This window comes from Cytobacillus sp. ABV4_503 (assembly GCF_056158445.1).
Genome location: NZ_JBSWTH010000001.1, coordinates 286,325 through 311,942 on the forward strand (window position 1 = coordinate 286,325; position 25,618 = coordinate 311,942).

25 protein-coding genes and 3 other annotated features are annotated in these 25,618 nt (G+C 41.3%); of the genes, 17 read left to right on the forward strand and 8 right to left on the reverse strand.

Annotation, left to right across the window (positions count from 1 at the left end):
* Positions 1-77 precede the first annotated feature (77 nt).
* The 6 genes from ACXAD1_RS01540 to ACXAD1_RS01565 all read left to right on the forward strand — a co-directional run bounded on the left by ACXAD1_RS01540 (position 78) and on the right by ACXAD1_RS01565 (position 4,651).
* On the forward strand, positions 78-740 hold the full coding sequence (locus ACXAD1_RS01540) for an HAD family hydrolase (RefSeq protein ID WP_474909236.1): 663 nt from the start codon (positions 78-80) through the stop codon (positions 738-740).
* Between the two features lie 132 nt (positions 741-872).
* On the forward strand, positions 873-1,568 hold the full coding sequence (locus ACXAD1_RS01545; protein ID WP_370223897.1) for a Type 1 glutamine amidotransferase-like domain-containing protein: 696 nt from the start codon (positions 873-875) through the stop codon (positions 1,566-1,568).
* Positions 1,569-1,622: 54 nt separating this feature from the next.
* A complete protein-coding gene (locus ACXAD1_RS01550) occupies positions 1,623-2,330 on the forward strand; it encodes a DNA alkylation repair protein (protein WP_206845060.1) in 708 nt (235 codons plus the stop codon).
* Between the two features lie 113 nt (positions 2,331-2,443).
* Positions 2,444-3,223: a PhzF family phenazine biosynthesis protein gene (locus tag ACXAD1_RS01555; RefSeq protein ID WP_474909237.1), complete on the forward strand. Its 780-nt coding sequence runs from the start codon at positions 2,444-2,446 to the stop codon at positions 3,221-3,223.
* A 122-nt stretch (positions 3,224-3,345) separates the two neighbouring features.
* Positions 3,346-3,555, forward strand: coding sequence for a hypothetical protein (locus tag ACXAD1_RS01560; protein WP_206845053.1), 210 nt, complete (start codon positions 3,346-3,348; stop codon positions 3,553-3,555).
* 166 nt (positions 3,556-3,721) lie between these two features.
* Positions 3,722-4,651 carry a bifunctional helix-turn-helix transcriptional regulator/GNAT family N-acetyltransferase gene (locus tag ACXAD1_RS01565; protein WP_474911269.1) on the forward strand — a complete coding sequence of 310 codons (930 nt, stop codon included), beginning with the start codon at positions 3,722-3,724 and terminating at the stop codon, positions 4,649-4,651.
* Positions 4,652-4,946: 295 nt separating this feature from the next.
* Here the strand turns inward: ACXAD1_RS01565 and ACXAD1_RS01570 are convergent, their stop codons facing one another.
* The gene (locus ACXAD1_RS01570; RefSeq protein WP_474909238.1) at positions 4,947-5,462 is read right to left on the reverse strand and encodes a hypothetical protein; all 516 of its coding nucleotides are present in this window, start codon (positions 5,460-5,462) and stop codon (positions 4,947-4,949) included.
* Positions 5,463-5,776: 314 nt separating this feature from the next.
* Here ACXAD1_RS01570 and ACXAD1_RS01575 point away from each other — a divergent pair, with 314 nt between their 5' ends.
* The 4 genes from ACXAD1_RS01575 to ACXAD1_RS01590 all read left to right on the forward strand — a co-directional run bounded on the left by ACXAD1_RS01575 (position 5,777) and on the right by ACXAD1_RS01590 (position 9,039).
* Entirely contained in the window at positions 5,777-6,814 is a 1,038-nt protein-coding gene (locus ACXAD1_RS01575; protein ID WP_474909239.1) for an ROK family transcriptional regulator, read from the forward strand.
* 13 nt (positions 6,815-6,827) lie between these two features.
* Complete coding sequence (locus tag ACXAD1_RS01580) at positions 6,828-8,051, forward strand: MFS transporter (protein ID WP_474909240.1); 1,224 nt, start codon at positions 6,828-6,830, stop codon at positions 8,049-8,051.
* 25 nt (positions 8,052-8,076) lie between these two features.
* Positions 8,077-8,637, forward strand: coding sequence for a sugar O-acetyltransferase (locus tag ACXAD1_RS01585; RefSeq protein WP_474909241.1), 561 nt, complete (start codon positions 8,077-8,079; stop codon positions 8,635-8,637).
* A 243-nt stretch (positions 8,638-8,880) separates the two neighbouring features.
* On the forward strand, positions 8,881-9,039 hold the full coding sequence (locus ACXAD1_RS01590; protein WP_206845043.1) for a hypothetical protein: 159 nt from the start codon (positions 8,881-8,883) through the stop codon (positions 9,037-9,039).
* A 106-nt stretch (positions 9,040-9,145) separates the two neighbouring features.
* Here the strand turns inward: ACXAD1_RS01590 and blaI are convergent, their stop codons facing one another.
* Both blaI and ACXAD1_RS01600 read right to left on the reverse strand, forming a co-directional pair.
* Complete coding sequence (gene blaI, locus ACXAD1_RS01595; RefSeq protein ID WP_474909242.1) at positions 9,146-9,532, reverse strand: penicillinase repressor BlaI; 387 nt, start codon at positions 9,530-9,532, stop codon at positions 9,146-9,148.
* Between the two features lie 34 nt (positions 9,533-9,566).
* Positions 9,567-11,348, reverse strand: a complete 1,782-nt coding sequence (locus tag ACXAD1_RS01600; protein ID WP_474909243.1) for a BlaR1 family beta-lactam sensor/signal transducer — start codon at positions 11,346-11,348, stop codon at positions 9,567-9,569.
* A gap of 245 nt (positions 11,349-11,593) precedes the next feature.
* Between ACXAD1_RS01600 and bla the strand changes: the two genes are divergently transcribed.
* The 6 genes from bla (at position 11,594) to ACXAD1_RS01630 (ending at position 18,137) form a co-directional block, all read left to right on the forward strand.
* Entirely contained in the window at positions 11,594-12,526 is a 933-nt protein-coding gene (bla, locus tag ACXAD1_RS01605) for a class A beta-lactamase (RefSeq protein ID WP_474909244.1), read from the forward strand.
* Positions 12,527-12,742: 216 nt separating this feature from the next.
* On the forward strand, positions 12,743-13,573 hold the full coding sequence (locus tag ACXAD1_RS01610; protein ID WP_474909245.1) for a glycerophosphodiester phosphodiesterase: 831 nt from the start codon (positions 12,743-12,745) through the stop codon (positions 13,571-13,573).
* A 120-nt stretch (positions 13,574-13,693) separates the two neighbouring features.
* A complete protein-coding gene (locus ACXAD1_RS01615) occupies positions 13,694-14,212 on the forward strand; it encodes an N-acetyltransferase family protein (protein ID WP_474909246.1) in 519 nt (172 codons plus the stop codon).
* Between the two features lie 256 nt (positions 14,213-14,468).
* Positions 14,469-15,677 carry a hypothetical protein gene (locus ACXAD1_RS01620; protein WP_206845027.1) on the forward strand — a complete coding sequence of 403 codons (1,209 nt, stop codon included), beginning with the start codon at positions 14,469-14,471 and terminating at the stop codon, positions 15,675-15,677.
* A gap of 18 nt (positions 15,678-15,695) precedes the next feature.
* A complete protein-coding gene (locus ACXAD1_RS01625) occupies positions 15,696-16,958 on the forward strand; it encodes an allantoate amidohydrolase (protein ID WP_474909247.1) in 1,263 nt (420 codons plus the stop codon).
* A 6-nt stretch (positions 16,959-16,964) separates the two neighbouring features.
* Positions 16,965-18,137, forward strand: coding sequence for a M20 family metallopeptidase (locus tag ACXAD1_RS01630; RefSeq protein WP_474911270.1), 1,173 nt, complete (start codon positions 16,965-16,967; stop codon positions 18,135-18,137).
* A gap of 53 nt (positions 18,138-18,190) precedes the next feature.
* Here ACXAD1_RS01630 and ACXAD1_RS01635 read toward each other — a convergent pair whose 3' ends face one another.
* From ACXAD1_RS01635 to ACXAD1_RS01655, 5 genes are all read right to left on the reverse strand, one after another.
* The gene (locus ACXAD1_RS01635) at positions 18,191-18,670 is read right to left on the reverse strand and encodes a hypothetical protein (RefSeq protein ID WP_370224205.1); all 480 of its coding nucleotides are present in this window, start codon (positions 18,668-18,670) and stop codon (positions 18,191-18,193) included.
* A 240-nt stretch (positions 18,671-18,910) separates the two neighbouring features.
* Positions 18,911-19,270 carry a cyclic-phosphate processing receiver domain-containing protein gene (locus ACXAD1_RS01640; protein WP_370224203.1) on the reverse strand — a complete coding sequence of 120 codons (360 nt, stop codon included), beginning with the start codon at positions 19,268-19,270 and terminating at the stop codon, positions 18,911-18,913.
* 208 nt (positions 19,271-19,478) lie between these two features.
* On the reverse strand, positions 19,479-20,678 hold the full coding sequence (thrS, locus tag ACXAD1_RS01645; RefSeq protein WP_474909248.1) for a threonine--tRNA ligase: 1,200 nt from the start codon (positions 20,676-20,678) through the stop codon (positions 19,479-19,481).
* Positions 20,679-20,730: 52 nt separating this feature from the next.
* Positions 20,731-20,962 (reverse strand) — a binding site (T-box leader).
* A 41-nt stretch (positions 20,963-21,003) separates the two neighbouring features.
* Positions 21,004-21,236 (reverse strand) — a binding site (T-box leader).
* Positions 21,237-21,275: 39 nt separating this feature from the next.
* Positions 21,276-21,509 (reverse strand) — a binding site (T-box leader).
* 68 nt (positions 21,510-21,577) lie between these two features.
* A complete protein-coding gene (locus ACXAD1_RS01650; RefSeq protein ID WP_474909249.1) occupies positions 21,578-23,737 on the reverse strand; it encodes a YhgE/Pip domain-containing protein in 2,160 nt (719 codons plus the stop codon).
* A 289-nt stretch (positions 23,738-24,026) separates the two neighbouring features.
* Positions 24,027-24,953 carry a nucleoside hydrolase gene (locus ACXAD1_RS01655; protein WP_206845017.1) on the reverse strand — a complete coding sequence of 309 codons (927 nt, stop codon included), beginning with the start codon at positions 24,951-24,953 and terminating at the stop codon, positions 24,027-24,029.
* Between the two features lie 245 nt (positions 24,954-25,198).
* Between ACXAD1_RS01655 and ACXAD1_RS01660 the strand changes: the two genes are divergently transcribed.
* Positions 25,199-25,597: a cytidine deaminase gene (locus ACXAD1_RS01660; protein ID WP_474909250.1), complete on the forward strand. Its 399-nt coding sequence runs from the start codon at positions 25,199-25,201 to the stop codon at positions 25,595-25,597.
* The last annotated feature ends 21 nt before the right edge of the window (positions 25,598-25,618 follow it).

Genomic DNA, 25,618 nt, shown 5'->3' on the forward strand with positions numbered 1-25,618 from the left:
CTAATATATTTTTATTTGAATGTTAGATTTTAATTATGTTTTAATGTACAGGGAGTAAAGGTTAGCAGGAGGCTATTATGGGTTTAAAATATAAATGTTTAATCTTAGATCATGATGATACAGGGGTAAAAAGCACACCTGGTATACACTTTCCATCATTTGCAGAGGCTCTTAAATACTTGCGGCCAAATGATAAACCTATTTCTTTTGAAGATTTCGTCAGATATTGTTATCATCCGGGATTTGCTGCATTATGTAGGGATATTATTAAATTTACAGATGAGGAACAAAATCACCAGCAGATGGTATGGAAAAAGTATACCGAGTCAACTGTACCGGACTTCTATGAGCTGTTCGCTGAGACCGTTCAAGAATTTAAAAAGCAAGGTGGAATTGTGACGGTTGTTTCGCATTCCGAGACTAGTCGAATTGAAAGAGATTATTCCATTCATTGTGGATTTGTGCCAGATGCCATCTTTGGCTGGGACCTTCCTGAGCATCAAAGAAAACCACATCCATATCCAATTAAAGAAATATTAAGGCGCTATGAACTTCAAGAGGCTGATGCATTAATGGTGGATGACATGAAGCCGGGAATGGACATGGCCAGAAGCTGCAATGTGGATTTTGCGGCTGCCGGATGGTCTCACAGCATCCCTGAAATCAAGGAACAAATGAAATTAGAATCAAAGTATTATTTTGAAACAGTAGACGAATTTAATAAATTTATTTTTAAATAACAAAACGCTTAGGCTAAATCCTAAGCGTTTTGTTATGCATAATCAATTTTTGAATAAAGTCTGAGTAACAAGGAACAGCTGGAATTTAAGGAGAATAATAATATTTAGCATTTCTTTTAGGGGGAATAAGTTATGAGGCAAATTATCGCACTTGGAGGAGGCGGGTTCTCCATGGAGCCGGAGAATCCATTATTAGATGAATACATTTTACGTCAGTCAGGTAAAGAAAATCCTAAAGTCTGTTATGTGCCTACTGCAACAGGAGATTCCGATATTTGTATTAAATGGTTTTATGACTTTTTTGAAAAGCAGAAGTGCCAGCCTTCCCATTTATCTTTATTTAAACCGCCAGCAAGAGATATAGAGGGATTTATACTGGATAAAGATATCATTTATGTTGGAGGCGGAAATACGAAGAATTTATTGGCTTTATGGAAAGAATGGGGATTAGATAAGATTTTAAGAAAAGCATGGAACCAAGGGATCGTATTAGCCGGCATCAGCGCGGGCTCCATTTGCTGGTTTGAAGAAGGGGTCACGGATTCTTATGGTGATAAACTGGAGCCCTTAACATGCCCCGGCTTTTTACAAGGAAGCAATTGCCCTCATTACGACGGGGAAGCGGAAAGAAGGCCTGCCTATCATGAGCTTTTGGCTTTTGATAAAATAAAGCCTGGAATTGCAGCGGATGATGGAGTGGCTATCCACTTCATTGAGGAGGAGGTCAGCCGAATCGTAAGCTCAAGACCGAATGCCAGGGCCTATAAGGTCTATTTCGATAAAGAAGTAAAAGAGATTGAACTGAAAACCGAATATTTGGGTTCTTGAGGCGAATCAGTGTTTTGCTGTTAACTTTATTAAAATAGAAGGAAGTGCTTAAAGATGGATTTACAGATGGTTATGCAGGAGCTCGAGGCTCTCGGCAAGGAACGGACCAAGAAAATGTACATATCAAACGGTGCACACGAGCCGCTTTTTGGCGCTGCAACAGGAGCAATGAAGCCAATCGCCAAAAAAATTAATAGAAATCAGCCTTTGGCAGAGGAGCTATACGCTACAGGGAACTACGATGCCATGTACTTTGCAGGCATCATTGCAGATCCAGAAGCCATGACAGCAGAGGATTTTGACCGCTGGATGGATGCCGCTTATTTTTATATGCTGTCCGATTATGTGGTAGCCGTTACATTAGCTGAGGCAGATATTGCACAGGACGTTGCCGATAAATGGATCGAAAGCGGGGAAGAGCTGCGGATGTCAGGGGGCTGGAGCTGCTATTGCTGGCTTTTGGGGAATCGTCCGGACGCTGAATTTTCAGAGGAGAAGCTGGCCAAAATGCTTGATAAAGTGAAAGATACCATCCACGATTCTCCGGAGCGTACGAAATCAGCCATGAATAATTTTGTCTATACAGTAGGTGTATCATATTTGCCGCTCCATGAAAAAGCGGTTGAAACAGCAAAAGCCATCGGGCCGGTAGAAATGAAGCGGGACAAGAAAAAAAGCAGTTTCCTGCATGCCGCAGAAAATATCCAGAAGGAAGTAGATAGAGGGAAGCTCGGTTTTAAAAGGAGATATGTAAGATGTTAAAACCTCGCGTGATGAATGAATATTGATACAGAGCTGGAGGGACAGGGACCTGCCCCGTTGTCTCCATTCTTAGAACGGCACACTGGACGAAATAAAAAAGGGAGCTGCTGCAAATGAGAATACCTATCTATCAAATTGATGCTTTCACAGACGAGCAATTCAAAGGGAATCCTGCGGCGGTATGTCCATTGGAAAAATGGATTGATAATGACCTGATGCAAAGCATTGCTGCCGAAAATAATCTGGCTGAAACAGCCTTTTTTGTGAAAAAGGGAAAGGATTATGAGTTAAAATGGTTCACACCAAAAGCAGAAATTGATTTATGCGGGCACGCGACATTGGCAGCTGCTTATGTCATTTTTACTTATCTCGATGAAAGCCAAATGAATGTAAAATTCCATACAAAAAGCGGAATTTTAGAAGTATCCAGGGACCGTGAACTATTAACCATGACGTTCCCTGCCCGGGAAGGGGAAAAATGTGAAGCTCCGGAGGCGCTCATTAGAGGACTGGGCAAGGAACCAATAGAGACTTATCTATCAAGGGATTATCTGGCCGTCTTTGAATCAGAACAGGATCTACTTGACCTGGAATTAAATATGGAAGAACTTAAAAAGCTGGATGCTTTCGGTGTTATCGCCACTGCCAAAGGTAAAGAATCTGACTTCGCATCAAGATTTTTTGCTCCAAAGGCAGGTGTTGATGAAGACCCTGTTACCGGATCAGCTCATTGCACATTGGTTCCATACTGGAAAAAGGTATTAAATAAGAGTGAATTTACGGCACTGCAATTATCAGAAAGGGGCGGAATGCTTTATTGTGAAGACTTAGGCGATAAGGTGAAACTATCTGGAGAGGCTGTTGCATATTTGGAAGGATATATTCATGTTTAGACGATCTGTTTCTTTGCGTGCCAGCGCATGTTATAATGAGGAACTTAGGAATTATGATTTCAAAATGCAACGGATGCCCAGAAAAGCCTCCGCCTAGTGATTGAATTTGGAGGTGTTAAGTAATGAATAAACGGTGGACAATCAGTAAAATTAAAGAATTTGTTGAGAAAAATTCAGATAGTAAGCTGTTAACGACAGAATATCATGGTTTTTCTCAGAAACTGCTTTTTAAATGTGCGTGCGGCAGTGAGTTTGAAAAAACATTTACGAAATTTAAAAATAATCACCAGCGCAAATGTGATGTGTGCCAGCCGCCTAAAGCTTCACGCTAATCGAATATCAGAAAATAAACGAAGTGCCGATTTCAATTTAAAGAAATGGGCGCTTTTTCTTTTAGCAAGCTTTCTCTTTGTTCTGAAAAGAAGTTGACTTAAGCAAGTAATATAATTATTATATTTGACAAAGGCAAATATATTCTAAGGAGTGATTTCTTTGTCAATGATCTCGTTTGAAGAAAGAATCAGTGCTGTTCGCCATTTTAATCGCTTTATGACAAGACAAATAGGAGCTTTGCGGGAGGGGTTACTGCATAGCCCCTACTCACTGACAGAATCCAGAGTCCTGTATGAAATTGCCACTAATGAGGACCCTGCAGCATCAAATTTAATTCAAGAGCTGGGTTTAGATGCAGGCTATTTAAGTCGCATATTAGCCCGTTTTGAAGAGAGAGGCCTTATAAAGAAAGAACGTTCTCCTAAAGATGCCAGGCAGCGCATACTAAAGCTTACGCCAGAGGGAGAAAAAGCTTTTTCTAAACTAAATGAACGTTCATACAATGAAATCGCGGACCTTCTTGGTAAATTGCCGGAAAGTGAACAGCAGCAATTAATTAACGCTATGCAAACCGTTGAAGGACTGATCAGCAAGAATGAAAGCCTAAAATTTTCAGGTCCATATTTTCTTCGTCAGCATGAACCTGGTGATATGGGGTGGGTTGTACACAAGCATGGTCTTTTGTATTCACAAGAATATGGATGGGATGAGAGATTTGAAGCTCTTGTCTCTCAAATTGCAGCAGATTTTATAAATAACTATAATCCTAAGCGGGAACGCTGCTGGATTGCCGAAATGAACGGAGAAATAGTGGGTTCTATTTTTGTTGTTGAAGGAAGTGAGGATACGGCTAAACTGCGTCTATTAATAGTAGATCCAAAGGCGAGAGGGTTGGGCCTTGGTTCACAATTGGTTGAGGAATGCATAAACTTTTCCAGACAAGCAGGATATAAAAAGCTCGTTCTATGGACAAACAGTGTTCTTAAAGAAGCGCGGCATATCTATCAGAAAAAGGGATTTCAGCTTGTTAATGAAGAAAAACATCATAGTTTTGGACACGATTTAGTTGGCGAAACGTGGGAACTCCTGCTTTAAGGGACACGGGGACAGGTATACTGTCCCTATTGCTGTTTTTTCAGAGAAAATGTGCCCCTCAGATTAATAGATTAATCAAAAGCCTCCACTCAAAATTGAATGGAGGCTCATAGAAGGAACGGGATTACGGATGAATGGCCGTCGGCCTCCGGTGCCATGGTTGGTTATTGGTTACAGGTGAAGTTGTAATTGGTCATGTATAATCGGTTGGGCCATTTCCATTACAAGGTACCTTTGTACACAATAGGAGGGTGTTCCTTCTATGCCCTGAAGCAGAGTCTCACTGCTTCAAGGTTTAGAAATACTTTTCGCTGTCAAACTCTAATTCTATCAAATAGTTCTTGTTATTAATTAAGTTGGACAGACGATTCGCCTGGCGTTCGGCTTCCAGGCCCTTTAATCGGTACTGCTCGGGATCGAAAAGCGCCATTTTCACCATCGACACGTTTTCCGACAAGGTATAAAGGAATTCCTCCCTTGCTGCTGTGCCATACTCCTTGAATTTCCGGGCCTTTGCCCGATATTGGGTGGCAAGCTCGATTGCTTCTACGATTGGCAATGATTCATTGTTAAATGTGATGTCATTTTCAATATTGGCTTTATATACTAGCTTATCAAGCAGTCTCATGTCTTTGCGGACTTCATCCATCTCTTTTTCCACCATACCAAGCGATCTTGGCATTTCAGGAAGCTTGCTGCCTTTTTCAATATCGGCAAATGCTACACGGTCCATTTCTTCTTCTAACTCGTGAATTCGTTTAGCCAGAACACTTTTTAATTTTACTGCTTCAGCCAGGGTAAGTTTTTGCATGCATGAATCTGCTCCTTTAATAGATTCGTTCTTAGTATTATTATATAGTCGGGAGTAATATATTGGAAGGAATAGCTTTCTCCTTGACTCTCAGGGGCGCCTAGAAAGGTAAATAAAATTAGTATTCAAGCTCAACGAGGAACCTTGTAAAGACAGTCTGCTGAAAAATTACATCTCTGATAAAGGGAAGGTTGTTTTCGGTTAATTTTAATGATATATTACCACTAATAAACTTATTAAATGCCTTTAATAAGTTTATTAGTGAATACTTTTTAAATCTGTTTAATAAGTATGATTTGCAGGCGGTGAGAATAATGAAGACTGCTCCAAAATCTTTAAGGCTGGTCATCCTTTCTGGTATACGCAGGTCGCTTTTAGAACTGGGAAGTGCAACAAAAGTTGAACTCAGTGATAAATTGGGAATCAGTTTTCCGACGATAAGCAAGTTCCTTGCCCAGATGGAGAAGGATGGGGAAATTTTGTCGGCGGGATTGGACGAATCAAGCGGCGGGAGAAGGGCGAAAAGATATACATACAATCCTGACTATATGCTGGGCCTGGCAATTTTCTTAGAGAAGACAGAGACGAATTATGCCATTTTTAATTGTGCGGGTGAAGTGAAGGAACAAGGAACCGTTCAAAGTGTATTGACTGACGGCGGGCTGCATTTATTAACGAGTTCGATTGAAGCCTTATTGATGGCCAATCAGGCAATCCGTTCGCTTGCCATTGGGGTTCCCGGTTCCGTTAAGAATGGGCGGATTTTTTATATACCCGGCTATGAACAGTTTCAAGATTTCGATATAAAAGGATATTATGAGAATCACTTTTCGATGCCAGTTGTTGTAGAGAACGACATGAATGCTGCTGTTCTTGGATATCACCATTATAAGGGGATAAAAGATCACCAATCCCTTGTTTATTTATATTCCGGTCAAAATGGTCCTGGTGCCGGATTTATGATTAACGGAGATGTTGTGCGGGGAAACACATTTTTTGCCGGGGAAGTCTCATTCGTTCCTCAATATGATGACCGAAACTTCCGCGAAGCCCTGGAAAATGGAACCAGTTATAAAGGGGTATTGATATCCAGAGATAATCAAATTGATGCTATCAGCAGATTAGTAGCCTCGATTACGGCTATCATTAATCCTCATACGTTCATCTTCTGCAAAGATGAAGTGGAGGAGACCCTGGCAGAAAAAATTGCAGCAGCAAGCTCAAAATATATTCCGCCAGAACACCTCCCCGTTTTGGCAATTAGTGATTGGAAGCAGGACTATTTATACGGATTGCAGAGTCTGGGGCTGGGGCTTATGCTTGATTCGCCCGAAAAATATATCAGGAAATAGGTGAGGCTGAAGCATGGCAACAATCCTTTTGGTGATCATATATTTGGCTTTTATTAGCCTTGGTCTGCCGGATTCAGTGTTAGGGGCTGCATGGCCTGTCATGCAGGCAGACTTAGGCGCCCCGCTTGAGACTGCCCGATGGCTTTTTATGACAATAGCTGGGGGTACAATCATCTCGAGCTTACTTAGCGGAAGAGTCCTCAAACGGTTTGGAACTGGGAAGGTATCCTTTTTCAGTACGTTAATGACTGCTGCCGCGTTACTTGGCTTTTATTTTGCTCCATCGGTTTATTGGCTATTTCTATGTGCCATACCGCTCGGATTGGGGGCAGGTGCAATTGATGCAGGATTAAACGACTATGTTGCTGCACATTACAAAGCACATCACATGAGCTGGCTGCACAGTTTCTGGGGAGTCGGAGCCACTATTGGCCCAATCATCATGGCCCAGTATATTGCAGGGGGAAACTCCTGGAGCAATGGGTATTTTGCCATTGCTGGAATACAATTTGTGCTGGCAATCATCCTTTTGCTGACTTTTCCTTTATGGAATAAAGGAAAGAATAATAATAAAGCTCTAAGTGAAGAGGCGGAAGAATCAGAAGCGAGATTGGATCATGCCGAAAATGTAAAACCGCTCCAAATCAAAGGAGTTAAATTAGCTTTAATTTCTTTCTTGTTTTATTGCAGTGCTGAAGCCACCATGGGACTTTGGGGAAGCAGCTTTCTGGTAAGTGTGAAGGATCTGCCGGCAGCGACTGCTGCCCAATGGGTTTCCTTTTATTTCGCAGGCATTACAATTGGCAGATTTATTACTGGCTTCATTACGTTTAAAGTGAATAATCGTACTCTTATTCGGATGGGGCAAATTCTTGCACTTGCTGGTGCCATCATTCTATGCCTGCCATTGCCATCCGATTTCGCGCTTGCAGGGTTTATTTTGGTTGGATTAGGATTGGCCCCGATCTTTCCGTGTATGCTGCACGAAACGCCAGCGCGTTTTGGGAAGAAGCATTCCCAGACTATCATGGGATATCAAATGGCTGTTGCGTATACAGGCAGTACCTTTATGCCGCCTGTTCTAGGCTTCATTGCCTCTCATTCAACAATTGGGATTTTTCCGATATGTATTGTTCTTCTTGCTGCAGCAATGTTCTTAAGTTCTGAAAAACTGAACCGCCTGCTGAATAAGAAAGAGATTAAAAGCTCAGCAGATGCAACCCTTTCACACAATTAGATAACGTTGAAAGAAGGAATTTAAATTGAAAACAGAAAAAGAGAAAATGCTGGCTGGAGAAATGTATGATCCTGCCGATCCGATATTATTAAAGGAACGTGAAGAAGCAAGACGAAAGGTCAGAATTTATAATCAAACTCTGGAGACTGAAGGAGAAAAAAGGACAAAATTATTAAAGGAACTGCTCGGTTCAACTGGAAAAAACGTCTATATGGAGCCAAATATCAGATTTGATTATGGCTATAATACGCATGTAGGAGAAAACTTTTTTGCGAACTTCGACTGCACCATCTTAGATGTCTGTGAAGTGCGTTTTGGAGATAATTGCATGCTTGCACCCGGAGTACAAATTTATACGGCAACACACCCGCTTCATGCTGCTGAACGCAATTCAGGCAGAGAATATGCTAAGCCGATCCTGTTTGGAAATAATGTATGGATTGGCGGAAGTGCCGTAATTAATCCAGGTGTAACAATTGGGAACAATGTTGTGATCGCATCAGGTGCGGTTGTTACGAAAGATTTGCCTGATAATGTAGTAGTTGGCGGAAATCCAGCTAAGATAATTAAACAAATTGAGCTTTAATTCTCCTCAGCATCCATAAAATGAAAAGCCATTTCACCCATTGTAGATTTGGCCTTTTTTATGTTTCAGTGCAGGGAATCTGACTTTATTTTTCAAGCTTTCGTTATTCTTAACTACAGTGGCTTCTTGCATGAATATTAGGGGCAATAGCTCATTAGAAGCTATTGCCCCGTGAATCTCCCTAACACGAATAATATTGCTCACCTAAGATAAAACTTTTAAATAAAACATTGGAGGAAAGACATGAGAGAAAAGAAAGAAAAGCCGCTCGAGGATATCCAAAAAAATGCTCAGGATTTATATGAGATAAGCAATACAGAATACGGACTTGAATCAGTTGCTGAAGGCTGTGATTTTGCTGAGGGGGAAAAGGATAAACCTCTCCAGTGTGACGGGTTATAGTGTCAGCCGCTTGGAAAACTTCCTGAAAATGAAACTGACATTTATTTGGCTTTATAAAAAAGAAGGAGGCGAACCCCCTCCACGATTTAGGGGGATCGCCAATAGGTTATTCATCCTTCTTTTGTTTTTTTGCCAAAATTGTCCGCAGTTCGTTAATTTCCTCATCAGACAGGGAGTCTTCCTGGATGAATTGGACTAGCATGGATTTCACCGTTCCGCCATAGATTCGCTTGATAAAGGATTGAGCTTCAGCCCGCTGGCATTCATCCTGTGAATAGAGCGGGAAAAAGGTATAGATTCTTTGGTTTTTATTTACGCCGACTACATTCTTATGGACAAGCCTATCCAGAAGAGTACGGATTGTTTTGGGCTTCCAGTCTGTACTCTCTTGTAAGGATAGAATGACTTCATTAGCCGTTTTGGGTGCGCCGTGCCAAAGAACTGTCATGACTTCCCACTCGGATTCTGAGATGCTGGGAATCCTATCAGTCATATTACCGCCCTCCTTCTTTAATGAGATGAACCAACTAATAAATGCCTTTCTGCTTCAAAATGGATAATGTAATTTCAGCTGCTTTACTTCCATTAGAGTCATCTTCATTCTGTATATTTGTTGCAAAAAAGTATGTGTCCTGCCCTGACTCAACATATCCAATGAACCATCCATTGATGTTTTTTCCATTTACAGTGCCTGTACCTGTTTTCCCTGAAAGGAGGGCTCCATCTTTTCTCTCTAGTTTAATGGAATCCTTCACTGTTTGGATATTCTTTTCTTTAAATCCAAATTGATTTGCATAAAATTTTTTAAGCAGCTGAACTTGTTCCACTGGAGAAATTTTAAGGGAAGATTCCAGCCAATATTCGTCTATTCCACCAGTTAGATCACGATTCCCGTACTTGATTCGGTCTAAAAAGGTTTGAATCGTACCGGGCTGCACCTGCTGGTCTAACGATTGAAAATACCATGTAACGGAATTTCTTATTGCAGAAGTTAAATCCTGATCCGCATTCCAGGAATCAATAGGATACTGAAGTCCGTTCCATTTGGCCGACGAGTTTTCAACCGTTATGGTGCCTGATTCTAAACCAAGCAGAGCACTATAAATCTTATAAGTGGAATTTGGTGAAACCCTTAATGTGCTTTTATTCCGATTATGAATAAGATATTGGTCTGCTTCTTTATCATACAACACAAAGCTTCCATCAAACCCTGCAAAATAATTGCCTAAATCCTCATAAATAATGTTATCATCCTTAAAATTATAGCTGCTATTTTCATGAGCCATTACAGAGATAAATGGAGCTTGGCCTGCAATAAATATCCCCGCAAAAAGGAGTACTGCCGCACTTTTCCATCTCAGCAGTTTTGATTCCGGTTTAAAACAGGCAATTTTTTCGATTCTCGTTTTGATCTGTTTCTTTGACCCGTTTAAATGGTTTGCCAAATCGACAGTCACTGCCCTTGAGGCTTTATGGGCAAAATGAATAATGCTGTTTCCATACTCCATATAAGCCTTCTCATCCAAAGAATTTAAAACCTTAGCATCACAGGCGATTTCGCGATCCAGCCTCATTCTCCTAAAAGCAAGCCAAACTAGAGGATTAAACCAATATAAAACTTGAAGAATCACCATAAAATAATTGACTGCAAAATCTTTATTTTTATAGTGGCTCAGTTCATGTAAAAAGATAAATTCTATATCCTTTTCAGAAAGCCACTCGTCAAAATGGCGGGGAAGCACCACATAAGTCTTTAAAAGGCCAAACGTCATTGGGGTTTTAACGAGAGATGACTCTCCGACAATAATACATCCAGTAATCTTCAGTTTGTGTTTGCAGTCCTCGAATAATGATAAAAGCCCGTTATTTCTCAGGCTGTTTGTGTGTTTCTTTATTTTACTGATCTTAAGCATTGCGAGTAGCGTAAATACAGTTAAAATAGCCACTCCGGAAATCCAAATAAAGAATAAAGCATTATTTAATAATGTTAAATCATAGCGTTCTACCGAGACGGTTATGTCCTCCATCCAATTATTTTGCCTTAATGGAACCTCTGCAGATGGCGCAGTTTGGGGTTGAAGGCTGCTATTGCTATTCCAAAAGGATAATGAATCCGCAAATGGCATGAATTGTAATGGAATAAGAGGCAGTGGCAGAGCAAGCAATACTAGAAACCAAAGATTATAGTGAGCTTGGGCTGTTAAATGTTTCTTTAAAAGTCTTTTTAACAGAAGAATGACTCCGATTGTAAAAGAAGACACCAGCAGACATTCCAAAAAAACAGATAAGAACTGTGAGCTTGTTATCATCCTCAGACCTTCCTTCTAAAATTTTACATCTAGTTTTAATTCCCTGGATAAAATGAAAACCAATCCTGCTAGCACTCTATTTTTACTTTATCAAATCATGTGATCTTGTGAAACACCATAATATCATGGTTTTCTAAAGGTTGACAAAATAAGATTACAAATGTAGTATTGTATTACGATTGTAGTCTATATATGTTGTTTAAAAAGTAAAAATCTTAAAATTATTATGGAGAGAGGTAATAAACATGAGGAAACAATATCATTCTATTTTTAGTAAGAATAGGTTAAAAGCAGTCTGGCTGGTCAGTTTGGTTCTGCTTCTTGCCCTGACTGGCTGTGCAAATGGCAATTATCAATCAGATGCCAGTGCGGCAGAAAACTCCAAAAAAGCTTCTGTAAATACAAACCAAAAATTTAAACAGCTGGAGAAGGAGTATGACGCACGGCTTGGCGTGTATGCATATGACACAGGAACGAAAAAGACAATTACTTACAGGTCTGATGAAAGGTTTGCTTACGCATCTACATTCAAGCCGATAGCAGCTGCAATATTGCTGGAGAAAAAATCACTGGAGGAAATGGATGAAATCATTACATACACAAGTGATGACCTGGTTACATATTCTCCGGTTACAGAAAAGCATGTAAAGACTGGCATGACTTTAAAGGAACTCTGTGAAGCAGCAATCCGCTATAGTGACAATACAGCAGGCAACTTAATTTTAGAGGAATTAGGAGGGCCTGAAGGATTCGAAGCAGCTTTAAAGGAAATGGGAGATACTGTCACAAAGCCTGAGCGCTTCGAGACGGATCTGAATGAGGCAGAGCCAGGGGACATCCGGGATACAAGTACACCTGAAGCACTTGCAGCAAGCCTTCAGAAAGTTTTAATTGGCGATTTTCTGACTGAAGAAAAGCGGAACATTTTAACCGATTGGATGAGGGGTAACGTTACTGGGGATCCATTAATCCGTGCTGGTGTGCCAAGCGGCTGGGAGGTAGCTGATAAGAGCGGTGCAGCAGGCTTCGGAACACGTAATGACATTGCGATTGTGTGGCCGCCGAACAGAGAGCCGATTATCATGACGATCCTGTCCAGCCGGGATTCAAAAGATGCCGAATATGATAACGCTCTGATTGCAGAGGCAGCGGAGATGACAATAAAGGCTTTGGATTAAAACATTTACCAGCTGGGAAGATTCCCCCCCCCGCCGAAAAATGTGATAGGGTATTTTTATTCAGTTTCAAATAGCCGTTTTGTAAAAAAACATAAGAATAAAGGCTGGTTTTTGTTAACATGATCTTTATTTAGCCATAAAAATAATCACACACCCCTTAAACATTCCTTTTCTAGAATATGGTTGAATACATATTTTAGATAGGAGATGGAGAGCATGAACAAAAAATTAATAATCGGTACAGGGTTGGCTTTTTCACTGCTATTCAGCCCAATCAGCCAGGCGTTCGCAGCAGGACCGGCAACAGGGGAAAGGAAACAAGTGGATAATATAGCGCACCGCGGTGCCACAGGGTATGCACCGGAGAATACGGTAGCCGGCTTTGATCTGGCCGTTAATATGAAAGCCGATTATATCGAAATTGATGTTCAAAGAAGCAAAGATGGTGAATTAGTGGTAATCCACGATACAACTGTGGATCGTACAACAGATGGAACAGGAAAAGTGGGGGATTTAACGTTTGACTATTTAAGGAGTCTTGATGCCGGCAGATGGAAAGGGGAACAATTTGCGGGGGAACCGATCCCAACATTTGAAGAGATTCTGGATCGCTACCATGGTAAGGTTGGAATATTAATAGAATTGAAGGCTCCAGAGCTTTATCCCGGCATTGAAGAACAAGTGGCAGATGCATTAAAAGAACGAAATCTTGATAAGCCGCAAAATGAAAAAATCATTATCCAGTCTTTTAACTTCGACTCTATGAAAACAATGGATCAGCTTCTTCCTAAAGTGCCCATTGGTGTATTGACCTCTAACCGTGCCGATACTACAGCGGAAGCTTTACAGGAATTTTCAGCTTACGCAGATTGGTTCAATCCAAGCTATGGAATTGTCACCGAAGAATTAGTAAATCAGGTTCACTCTCTTGGCATGCAAATTGGGTCATGGACAGTGCGCAGCCAGGAAACCGCCGACCTCCTGTTCGAAATGGAAGTTGACGCCATCATTACTGATTATCCGGATTATGTTGATCCTAGAAACTAATATCAGGAAAAGGAGCAGCTGCCGCTCCTTTTTTATCTGAAATTTATTTGCTGAATAAGGAGAGGGATTATTTGTATTTCTATGGAATATAAACGTTATCCTTTTTCAGAGGTGAAGATAATGAACATAAGAAAAGCCGTTTTAGATGATTCAAAGGGTATTGCGAAAGTACATGTTGATAGCTGGAGATCAACCTATAGAAATATTATTCCTGATGCATTTTTGGAGAAGCTATCCTATGACAGGCGTATGGAATTATGGAATGAGAATATTATAAAAGAGGGAAATTATGTGTTTGTCGCAGAAAATAGCGATGGTGAAATCATCGGATTTGCTGATTGCGGCAAGAGAGTTAGTAATCATATTCCCGAGTCTGGTGATTTAACTGCGATTTATCTCCTAGAGGAATATCAGGGTAAGGGAGTTGGCAAGAGGCTCTTAAGGAAGGTTTTTCTGCAATTTGAAGAACTTGGCTTCAATAGGATTTTTGTGGAGGTATTAGAAGACAATAAAACCCGCTATTTCTATGAGTATTATGGTGCAGAAATATATAAAGCAAAAAAGATTACTATTGCAGGTGCTGAATTGAATCTTCTTATATATGAATGGAATAACATTAGGGATGTATTAATTAAATAGTAATCCAGGAAACCCGTCATATTGACGGGTTTTTATTTACTCTCATGTTCTATTAGATTTTTAAAATAATAATATTATTTTACCAAACTAAATAAAAAAACAAGCGTCATACAAAAACTGGAATGACATCGCTTACAAAAAATTTTCAATAATTTAAATTGACTGAAAAGTATAATTGTATTATTATTCTAACAATATATATATTATTCGCAACACGAATGAATAGGTATTCATCTTAGAGAAGGGGATGGGAATTATGTCACAGTTATTAGCTTTGGTTATTCTATTACTTATTTTATTTATTGGAGATCTGGTTGCGGTTCGCACAAAGGCGTGGGTGCCATCCATTTTCGTCTGTGCCGTACTGTTCCTTGCAGGTTATTGGACATTCTTTCCTCAGGATATCGTAGCATTGGCAGGGGTTCCGCCGGTTGTGGCTACGATGATGATGTACTTATTGATTACCAATATGGGAACATTGCTATCGATTCAGGAATTGAAAAATCAGTGGAAGACGATTGTGATTGCTTTATCAGGGATTTTGGGAATTATCGCAGTGTTATTAGGAATCGGAACATTTATTTTTGGTTTTAAGACAGTAGTTGTAGCCATCCCTCCTTTAGTTGGCGGTGTGGTATCTGCCCTGATCATGTCGGAAGGAGCGAAAGAGGCGGGCCTTGCTTCTTTATCGGTCTTTGCGATCGTGATTTATGTTATGCAGGGATTTGCGGGATATCCGCTTACTTCCGTTGTCCTGAAAAAAGAAGGAAAGCGGCTTTTACAGCAGTACCGAAGCGGAAAGCTTGCTTTTAAGGCACAGGGCATGGCAGCTGAAGAAACGGCAGCAGCAGCAGAGGCAGCTCCAAAACCTGAGCTTAAGCTTTTTAAAAATATGCCGGAGAAATATAATACAGATTTCTTCAAATTTTTAAGATTGGCTGTTGTATCCTACCTTGCTTATCTGACATCGACACTGCTTGCTCCAGTTGCCAGTGTCAGTCCATTTGTCCTTTGCCTATTGTTCGGGGTTATTGCTACAAGTATTGGCTTCCTTGAAAAGCAGGTACTGCAGAAAGCAAACGGCTTTGGCTTTGCGATCATGGCCCTGATGCTCTTTATTTTTGACGGGTTAAAGCAGGCTACACCAGGGATGATGCTTGAGATTATTTATCCTCTTGCAGGAAGCATTATTCTAGGCGTAATGGGAATGTATATCTTCTCATTCATCGCAGGGAAAATTTTAAAGGTGAGCAAGGAAATGGCCTTCGCTGTTTCGCTGACAGCACTATATGGTTTCCCGGCTGACTATATTATTACGAACGAAGTAATTAAATCTTTAACGGAAGATGAAAAAGAGAGGGAAATGCTGACGAGCAATATGCTGCCGCCTATGCTTGTCGGGGGATTCATCACCGTTACCATTGTGTCGGTGGTATTGGCCGGAATTTTTGTCGGACTATTATAAGAAAAGGATTGGATCGAAATGAGTGAAGTTCAAACAGGGAAAAATGTGAATCTGGAAAAAGTACAGGCGCGGATCGAAAATCATATTGACACCTTAAGCACTTTTACAGCGACTCCAGGCAGAGGAACAACCAGGCTGACGTATAGCCAGGAGGATCTGCTTGCACGGCAGTATATTAAGGCGGAAATGGAGAAAGCGGGCTTGACTGTCCGGGAAGATGGATTGGGCAATATCTTTGGTAAGCTTGAGGGGTCCCTAAAAGATGCACCAAGTGTTCTGATCGGCTCTCACTTTGATTCAGTCCCGAATGGGGGATCCTATGATGGACCTGCAGGAGTTGTAGCAGGTCTTGAAGTGGCTGCACTTTTCACTGAGATTGGATTAACGCCAAAATATCCGTTGGAGGTTATAGCCCTTATCGAAGAGGAAGGCTCCAGATTCGGCGGCGGCTTAATGGGGTCACGCGGAATGGCCGGTTTGCTGAGTGAGGAAGACTTCAAATCTTTGAAGGATAAAGGTGGCATTACGACCGTTGAAGCCATGGAGAAAATCGGGCTAGATCCTTCTCTTCCGAAAGCAAGAAGCCAGGAGTCAGTAAAGGCTTATCTGGAATTGCACATTGAACAGGGCCCTATATTAGAAGAAAAGAATATCCCAATCGGGGTAGTCGAAGCGATTGTCGGCTTAACGCAATTGGAAGTAACCGTAAAAGGGCAGGCCGGTCACGCAGGGACCACTCCAATGGACAGGCGGTCTGACGCGCTGGTTGCGGCTGCCGGGATGATAACTCAATTTCCCGGGCTGGCTGCGGCTGAAGGAGAAGGGACCGTAGTGACAACCGGGCAATTGAAGGTATATCCAAACGGAGCCAATGTGATTCCGGATCAAACGGTCTTTTCTGTAGATATTCGCTCCGGCAAGGAGGAACATGTCCAGAATGTCGTTCAAAAAGTGAAAGAATTAGCAGATTCCTATTGTGATAGCGGAGTAGAAATAACTGTCGAACAGCTTTTATATATTCAGCCAAAAGAGATGAATAAAGAGATTGTCACCCTGTTAAAGGAGAAAAGCAGTGAACTTGGTTTCACTTCATGCCCCATGAATAGCGGCGCCGGGCACGATGCAATGGTTTTCGCTGATTACACAAGTACTGGGATGCTGTTTATTCCAAGTAAAAACGGTTTGAGCCATTGTCCGGAAGAATGGTCTGATTCCCGGCATATTGCCGAAGCTGTCCAAATCCTGTTTGAGGCAGCAATAGAGCTAACGGAGGCGGAATAAGCAATGATTCATAACGGTCTAAAAGAATTGATTGGGGCATATAGTGATGAATTAACGGAACTGCGCAGAAAATTGCATCGTGAACCAGAGGTGTCATGGGAGGAATACAAAACCACGCAATTTATATGTGAGTATCTTAATGGTCTGGACATCCCCTTTAAAAGAACGGAACCAACTGGTGTCATTGCTGAAATAGCAGGCGTGAAGCCTGGAAAGACGGTAGCTTTAAGGGGAGACATGGATGCGCTGCAGGTGGAGGAATTGAATAAGAATCTTCCTTATGCATCTCTGGAAAATGGCAAAATGCATGCATGCGGGCATGATGCCCATACCGCCATGCTGCTGATTGCCGCCAAGGCATTAAATGAGATAAAAGAAGAATTGCCGGGAACTGTCCGGCTTTTGTTCCAGCCAGCTGAAGAGGTAGCGGAAGGGGCAAAGATGATGGTGGAACAGGGAGCGATGGAAGGCGTGGAAAATGTCTTTGGCATCCACATCTGGTCGCAAATGCCGACACATAAAGTCTCCTGTACACCCGGGCCATCCTTCGCATCAGCTGATATATTCAAGGTGACATTCAAAGGGAAAGGCGGGCATGGGGCGATGCCGCATGATTGCATTGATGCCGCTATAGTGGCATCTTCCTTTGTCATGAATGTGCAGAGTGTTGTGTCCAGAACCATTGATGCCCAGCATCCTTCCGTCCTCACCATCGGAAAAATGGTGGTCGGCACAAGGTTCAACATCATCGCTGAAAATGCCGTTATTGAGGGAACAGTCCGCTGTTTCAATCCTGAAACAAGGGACTATATAGAAAAGCAGCTTCAGCACTATGCTGAAAACACGGCAGCTATCTACGGTGCAAAAGCAGAGTTGGAGTACGTCCGGGGGTCGCAAGCGGTAATCAATGATGAATACAGTGCACAATTAGTACAAAAAGTTGCATCTGAAGCTTTTGGAGAAAATGTTCTATTTAATGAAAAGCCCACAATGGGGGCTGAAGATTTCAGTTTCTTCCTGGACAAAGCACCTGGCAGCTTCGCCCTCATTGGCAGCGGCAATCCTGAAAAAGACACAGAGTGGGCTCACCACCATGGCAAATTCAATATTGACGAAGACGCCTTATCGACAGGTGCAGAGCTATATGCACAATATGCCTGGGCATACTTGAACGAATAAGAGTAAAGCTGATCTTAAAGAAAAATCCGTTCCTCGTATTTGGAGGAGCGGATTTATTTTTGATAAGTTTCAGAACTTCTTATAAATTTTAAAAGCCACGGCAGGAAAAAGGCATAAGCAATGAAGTGTACAGGGGTTGACCACCAAGTATTCCAGCGTTTCATTAATCCTACCTTAACGGTGAGCCACTCCAGGATGAGAGATAAGATGACAAATAAAATAACCCAGAACCATTTGCTTTCGTTTTTGTAAAAGTTCAAATAGATGACTGATAAACAAGAGGGGATGATACCAAAAAGTAAAAGCTCAGGCAGTCCTTCTTTTTGCGGGTCACCGATGTCAAAAAGATCTAATGGAACGGCTATTGTGATATCAACCATCCATACGATATAACCGATTAGACCAAAGATTATGTATATTTCCTTCCAGCATATTCTTTTCTTTGACATGAAAATCACAATCGAAATTAGAACCAAACCAAGAATGGCAGGATACCACCAACCTTGAGTTAAAGCGAAATCTGGCTGCTCCATCTTATTCCCTCCATTGTCTTAGAATTGGTTAGAATAATCGTCTTTATTCAATAGTAAAGGAGGGATCTGAAAAAATAATGGAAACTCAAAAATCCGCTTTCAATGCCAGGCGGTTTTACTTTCACTCAGCAGGTTAAACAGGAAAATATAAAAAAAGAAAGCAGTTAATAAACTCTGCTCCCCATCGATAAAAAATTGACTGTGACCAAGTGGTGGGAATAAGTGTTAGTCGATGGAACTCTAATATTTGTGCAGGTAATTCGGCGGAATGGAATTTAGGGGCAGTGGTCTTAAGATTACTTTAATATCAGTGGGCATTTCAAAATCCTGCTGTGCTTGTTTTAAATAATGATACATAGCTTTCCCGCCTGCGGAATTGGCAGAGTGAACAGTTATGCGATCCGCAAATAACTGTTTTTGAACCATTAAATGAACAAGCATAAGACCATTTCTCGATTTACTTACTAAATCATGGTCTAAAGACAAGTGGTCAATTTCAAAGGTCTGAAGCAAATGGATACACTCATCAATGGTCTCAACTAATACATGACCATCAGGCGCTTTCCGATAATCATCCAGGAATACGCTTATTTTCTCCAATTTTATCCCCCTTTCGAAGGGGTGACTAAGAAAAGTCAAGTTGACCCTAAGGGTTTGATTCACCTTTCATTGTAACATACATATGTAAGTAAAGGTACCTTAAAGGGGATAATTGGAAGTTGGTGCACCCATTATGTTTACAGGCTATAAAAAAGGTGATGTACAAGGAAAGCCCAAAAGGAATAAAATCCTTCTGAGCTTGAAAGGTCTATCTGCCGGCGTTTATTTCATTATTGAATCGTTCGATTACTTCCGGTATGCTCATCACACCGATATTTCCCTCTTTACGTTTTCTCAGCGAAAGGGATTGCTGCTCCATTTCCTTATCACCAATCACCAGCATGCAGGGAACTTTCTGTTTTTCGGCTTCTCTGATCTTGAGTCCCATTTTCTCTGTTCTGAAGTCGACTTCAGAACGGATACCAGCTGATTCAAATTGTGATTTTACATAGTCTGCATATTCTGCATGGGCATCTGAAATGGGAATGATTTTTGCTTGAACAGGTGACAGCCACAGTGGGAAATCGCCAGCAAAATGTTCAATTAGAATGGCCATGAATCGCTCAACTGAACCAAAGATGGCCCTATGAATCATAATGGGAAGGTGAAGTTTGTTATCTTCGGCAACATAAGCACAATTAAACTTTTGCGGCATTTGAAAATCCAGCTGGACAGTACCGCATTGCCAGCTTCTTCCGAGTGAATCCAATATATGAAAGTCAATTTTCGGCCCGTAAAACGCCCCATCACCAGGATTAATCTGATAGTTAACCCCTTTGTTTTTTAAAACAGTTTCTAAAGCCCCTTCAGCACGTTCCCACATTTCCTTTGATCCCATGTATTCCTCCGGGCGTGTTGAAAGTTCAACTTTATAGTCAAAACCAAAGTGGGAGTAGAACTCGTCAATTAGGACAAGTATTTTATCAATCTCTGCTTCAATTTGATCAGCCCTCACAAATAAATGAGCGTCATCTTGAGTGAACGACCGGACTCTTAACAGTCCATTTAAAGAACCTGAGAGTTCGTGTCTGTGGACTAATCCGAGCTCCGCATAGCGGAGAGGCAATTCTCTGTAGCTTCTCCGTTTGCTATTGAAAACCAATATCGCACCGGGGCAGTTCATAGGCTTTATCGCATAATTTTGTTCATCCACATTTGAGAAATACATATTTTCATGATAATGATCCCAATGGCCGGATTGTTCCCAAAGTTCCTGTTTCATCATAATCGGTGTCTTAATTTCCTGATAGCCTGCCCGCTGGTGTTTTCGTCTCCAGTAACCTTCAAGTTCATTTCGCATCACCATTCCATTTGGCAGGAAAAAAGGCATTCCTGGGGCTTCCCCCATGGATGTGAAAAGCTCCAGTTCTTGACCTAACTTTCTATGATTTATTTTTTCTGCTTCCATTTTCAATTCCTCCTGATTTTTAGTTATAAAAAAAGACCACACTCCTCCCAAACATAGGGACGAGTGTGGTCGTGGTGCCACCCTAATTCCATAAAGCAATCGAAAAACTGCTTTATGCTCAAAAAGATAACGGATCCCCCGATTATGGATACTCTGAAATGAACATTTCCCCATAATAGCTCCAAGGCGGTAAATCACTCCCTTTTCTTCAAGGCTTTCAGCCGGTGGCCCTGATCTCTGGAAAGAAGATAAAGAATGATTCATGTCCTTTTCAACGCTTAAACTTATAGTTTTAATTAAAATAAAAAGCCGCACTCATCCCAGCAAAAGGGACGAGTGCGGCCGTGGTTCCACCCTAATTCCATAAAGCTATTGAAAGACTGCTTTATGCTCATAAAGATAACGGGTTCCCCGATTATGGATACTCTGAAATAGATCATTTCCCCATAATAGCTCCAAGGTGGTAAATCATTCCCTTTTCTTCAGGGCTTTCAGCCGAGGGCCCTGATCTCTGAAAAGAAAACAAAGAAAGATTCGTGTCCTTATCAACGCTAACTATATAGTTTTAAATAAAATAAAAAACGCACCCATCCCAGCAAAAGGGACGAGTGCGGTCGTGGTGCCACCCTAATTCCATAAAGCATTCCGAAAGACTGCTTTATGCTCAAAAAGATAACGGATAACCCGATTATAGATACTCTGATTAGATCATTTCCCCATAATAGCTCCAAGGCGGTAAACCAATCTCTTTTCTTCAGGGCTTACAGCCGGTGGCCCTGATCTCTGGAAAGAAAAATAAAGAAAGATTCGTGTCCTTTTCATAGCTCATATTGAATATTTTTACTGATTTTAATACACATTTTGGAAAAGGTCAAGAGGGTTAATAAAACTTTTGGACCCTAATGAAACAACCCCGATTCCTTCGATTTCTTCATCAGTGCTTTCGTTTTTCTGCTTAATGGCTCTTTCAGGAAGATTCCAATTAATAGTGCAATGAAACCGATTAGCATTAGACTCAGGAGGTCTCTATATACTCTCTCCCAAACAATGCCTCCAACAGCTTCTCTCATTAAATCAATGGCATAAGAGAAGGGCAGGAAGGGGTGGATGGTTTGGAAAAATTCAGGAAGCAAGGCGGTCGGATAGGTTCCGCCAGCACCCGCAATCTGAAGCACCAGCAAGACAATCGCCATGGCTTTTCCGACATCGCCAAATACAGATACTAATGTATAAACAATTAATATAAACACTAAACTGCTAATCAGTCCAAACAGGATAAACCATACCGGTTCTGCCACATCCACACCCAGAATGAAGATATCTCCTATTGTCACCACAAGAGTCTGTGCAAAACCGATGCTTAGGAAGGTGAGCAGTTTGCCGAAATAGATTTGTTTTCCCGTAAAGTCTTCAGGATGATGGACATCTGTAGCCAAAAGGGAAATTAATAGAAGGGCTCCTACCCATATCGCAAGTACGGTATAAAAGGGAGTCATGCCTGTTCCGTAATTTTGGATTGGGAATAGACTGTTTTTATTGAGGAGAACAGGTTCCTCGAAGAAATCCTTCTCTGCCTCGGGATCATTTTGCAGCAGCTCAATGATCTCGTTGATGTCTGTCTCGCCCTGGATGTCCCGAATCCGATCGGCTAATTGATTGATCTTTTCGCTTACATATGGAAACTCTCCGATGATGTGCTTAAGCGTTTTTTCTCCTTCACCTAAGTTCCCCTCTGTATTAGCAAGGATTCTTTCGATTTCAGGAATGGCAGATTGTATTTCAGTCAGGATATTCCGGGCATTACTCAATGTTTCCTTGGCGCTGGCCACTTCCTGCTTGATGGATGGGCTGATGTTTTCATTATATTCTTTAACGAATGCGTCGATCCTGCCTGCAGCTGCAGCTGAATTTTCCTGAAGCCGGGTGATTAGATCATCCGCTTCCTGCTGCTTGTCTGAAAGAAAGGCATTGACCTTTTGTCCGTTTTCCTGGATCGTCTGCAGTTCCTGTTTTACTAAGGCTAATTGTTCCAGAGCCTGATTGATTTGTTCCTGATTCTGGCTTGTGCCTTGTTCCTTATTGGATTCCTGCAGCTGCTTTAGTGCTGTTCCGATAGTCTCAATATTCTGAAGTGAACCCGCTATCTGCTCTTTGATTTGATTGCTAATTTCCTTTCCGTGGTCCAGGTTCAAATCAGAGGATTGAACCGAAGAGATAAAATCGTTCACCTTTACCGCCATATTCTGGACCTTCTCCAGATTCTCCTGAATCTGGGGCTCCATTGCATTCAGGCGATTCTCAGCCTCATTTATAAATTTCATCGTTTCATTAATGGTCTGCAGACCGTTTCCTGTTGCGCGTTTGGCATCAGGAACGAGTGCTTGTGCCTTATCAATCATTTTTTGGGCATTTTCTGCATCTGACAGGGAGCTGCTTAATAAGGAATGGATTTCAGGAAGCTTTTCCTCCATTTGAAAAACATACTCTTCGAACCGCTTTATATCCGGAAGGTCTTTTTCAATCTCCAGACCCAATTCATTAAACTTCTCAAAAATAGTGCCGTTAACGGTTGAGATGAAATTGCTTGTAACCGTATCGACTATCCCGCCTGCACCCTTTTCTGTGATTTTAGGTGCAATGGCATTGATTTTTTCATTCACATAATACTCGATTTTCGCTTTTTCGGGCTGATTGTCAATGACAGTTCCCAGCTTCTGAGAGAAATTTTCCGGAATCACAATGACAGCAAAATAGTCGCCGTATTCCACCTTATCCATTGCGTTTTTGCGGTCATTAAAGTGCCAGTCCATATCATTATTCTTCTTTAGTTCCTTGACGATGTCATCTCCAATATGTATGTCCTTATCACGAACCACTGCTCCGGCATCTTCATTCACGATTCCTACTGGAAGCTGATCCGTTTGACTATAGGGATCCCAGGAAGCCTCGATGTTAAACCAGGCATACAAAGAAGGGAGCAGCGTCAAGCCTCCGATTAATACTGCCGCCACCCAATTCGTAAAAATACTTCTAATATCCATTTTATAAATTTTCCACATGCTGTTCAGTCCAATCTGCCCGTCTTCTTATAGATTTTGTGAATAATCCATTAAATATATTCAGGACCGCTGTTAACAACAATTTTATACCTTTAAAAAAACTGGGTAAAAACAGAAGGGGGAGGGAAATTCAATTAGGGGCTAAAGGAGCAGGCTCATTCGGACAAGAGGAGAAGAAACCTGAGCGAACGAGTCCGGACTTGGCGCTCCTTCAGACAGGGGGAGCTGCGAGCGAACAAGTCCGATTTTTGGTGCTCATTCAGAAAGTTAAATGATCCAGCTTCCCTGCTTAAGAACTCATTACTTTTATAAAATCTTCAATAAATCCCTGATAATTAAAATCCAGAAAAATATTTTTATTCTTTTCAGAAGGCTTGGAACTGACTCTGAAATCAGCAATGGACGTACCTCTTCCTTCATCCGCTGTTAGTATTTTCACATCTCTTCTAATAGAACGTCCCATTTCCGGGTTGACCATGAGGAAGAGAGTTACAACATCATGTAATGGAGCACCGTTAATTCCAGGAATAAGTTTTTTATAGGCTTCTATATAATATTCCATCACTTCATCCATAATTTGAATCACTGGATTGTCAGTCATTTCCTGAATCATTTTAATATGCTCCATTGTGATGATAGCTTTGTTCGTGACGTTAAGCGGAACTACATAGATGTTATCTAAATTTGCCAATACTAGCTGAGAAGAGATAGGGTCACCATAAAAATTGGCTTCTGCTGAGGGTGTTACATTACCAGGAACCAGAAAAGCCCCACCCATTATAAAAAATTCTTTAATGTTGTCTGAAATATTTTCCCCTAATATAAATAGTGCAGCTAATGAGGTATTTCTCCCCACATCTACTATAGTTACGTCCTGGTTCTCCCTTATAATGGTGTAGAGCTCCGAGAAATTGGTCAGTTCCCCTTTTGCATCCTCTGGAGGCCGTATAGGGCCCAATCCCTCCTCTCCATGAATTTCAGGATAGAACCTGGGAATTTCCCCTGATGAAGGGCTATTAGCTCCTCCGATAATAGGGATATCCGGTCTGCCGGCCAGTTTGAGCAAATAGGCGATGTTATCTGTTGCCTGTTCTTTTGTAACGTTCCCATAACTCGATACGATAGCTAGCACATTTATGCTTGGATTAAGAAGGGCATATATGATGGCAATGGAATCATCAATCCCTGGGTCAGCAAACAAAATGATGTTTTTCATTTTCTATTCCCCCAATACTAAATATCCATTTCTATAACATATCAAATAGGGAAGCGGGTTATGTCATAAAGGTGGTTAACTTTAGGTGAAAAAGCTGTCAGGGCAGGTCTGATAATATTTGCAGAGGCTTTCAACATGATATTGACAAACATTTCAAAAAAATATATGATAAAAATCCTGCCAATTTTACATTGGCCTAAGGGGACTGTGAAAAGTTCATTCTTCTTTGAAAAGGATGGGTAACTATGAATAAAGAGCAATTGATGGAAAGTGCACGCAGTATGAAGGAGAAAGCCTATGCTCCCTATTCCAAATTTCCGGTTGGAGCAGCATTATTGCTAAAAGACGGCACTGTCATTAATGGAGTGAATGTGGAAAATGTTTCGTTAGGTGCAACGAATTGTGCCGAGAGAACAGCTATTTTCACTGCAATTGCGAACGGTTACAAAAAAGGTGATTTTCAAGCTATTGCTGTAGCGGGCGATACGGCAGATTTTCTTCCGCCATGCAGCATCTGCAGACAAGTGTTAGCCGAGTTCTGTATGCCGGATATGCCAGTTTACTTAACGAATGAGAAAAAAGAAATCTTAGAATTGACATTAAAGCATTTATTGCCGTATGCATTTACGGATTTAGAGATGTAAAATAAATGGAGGGCAAGCTTT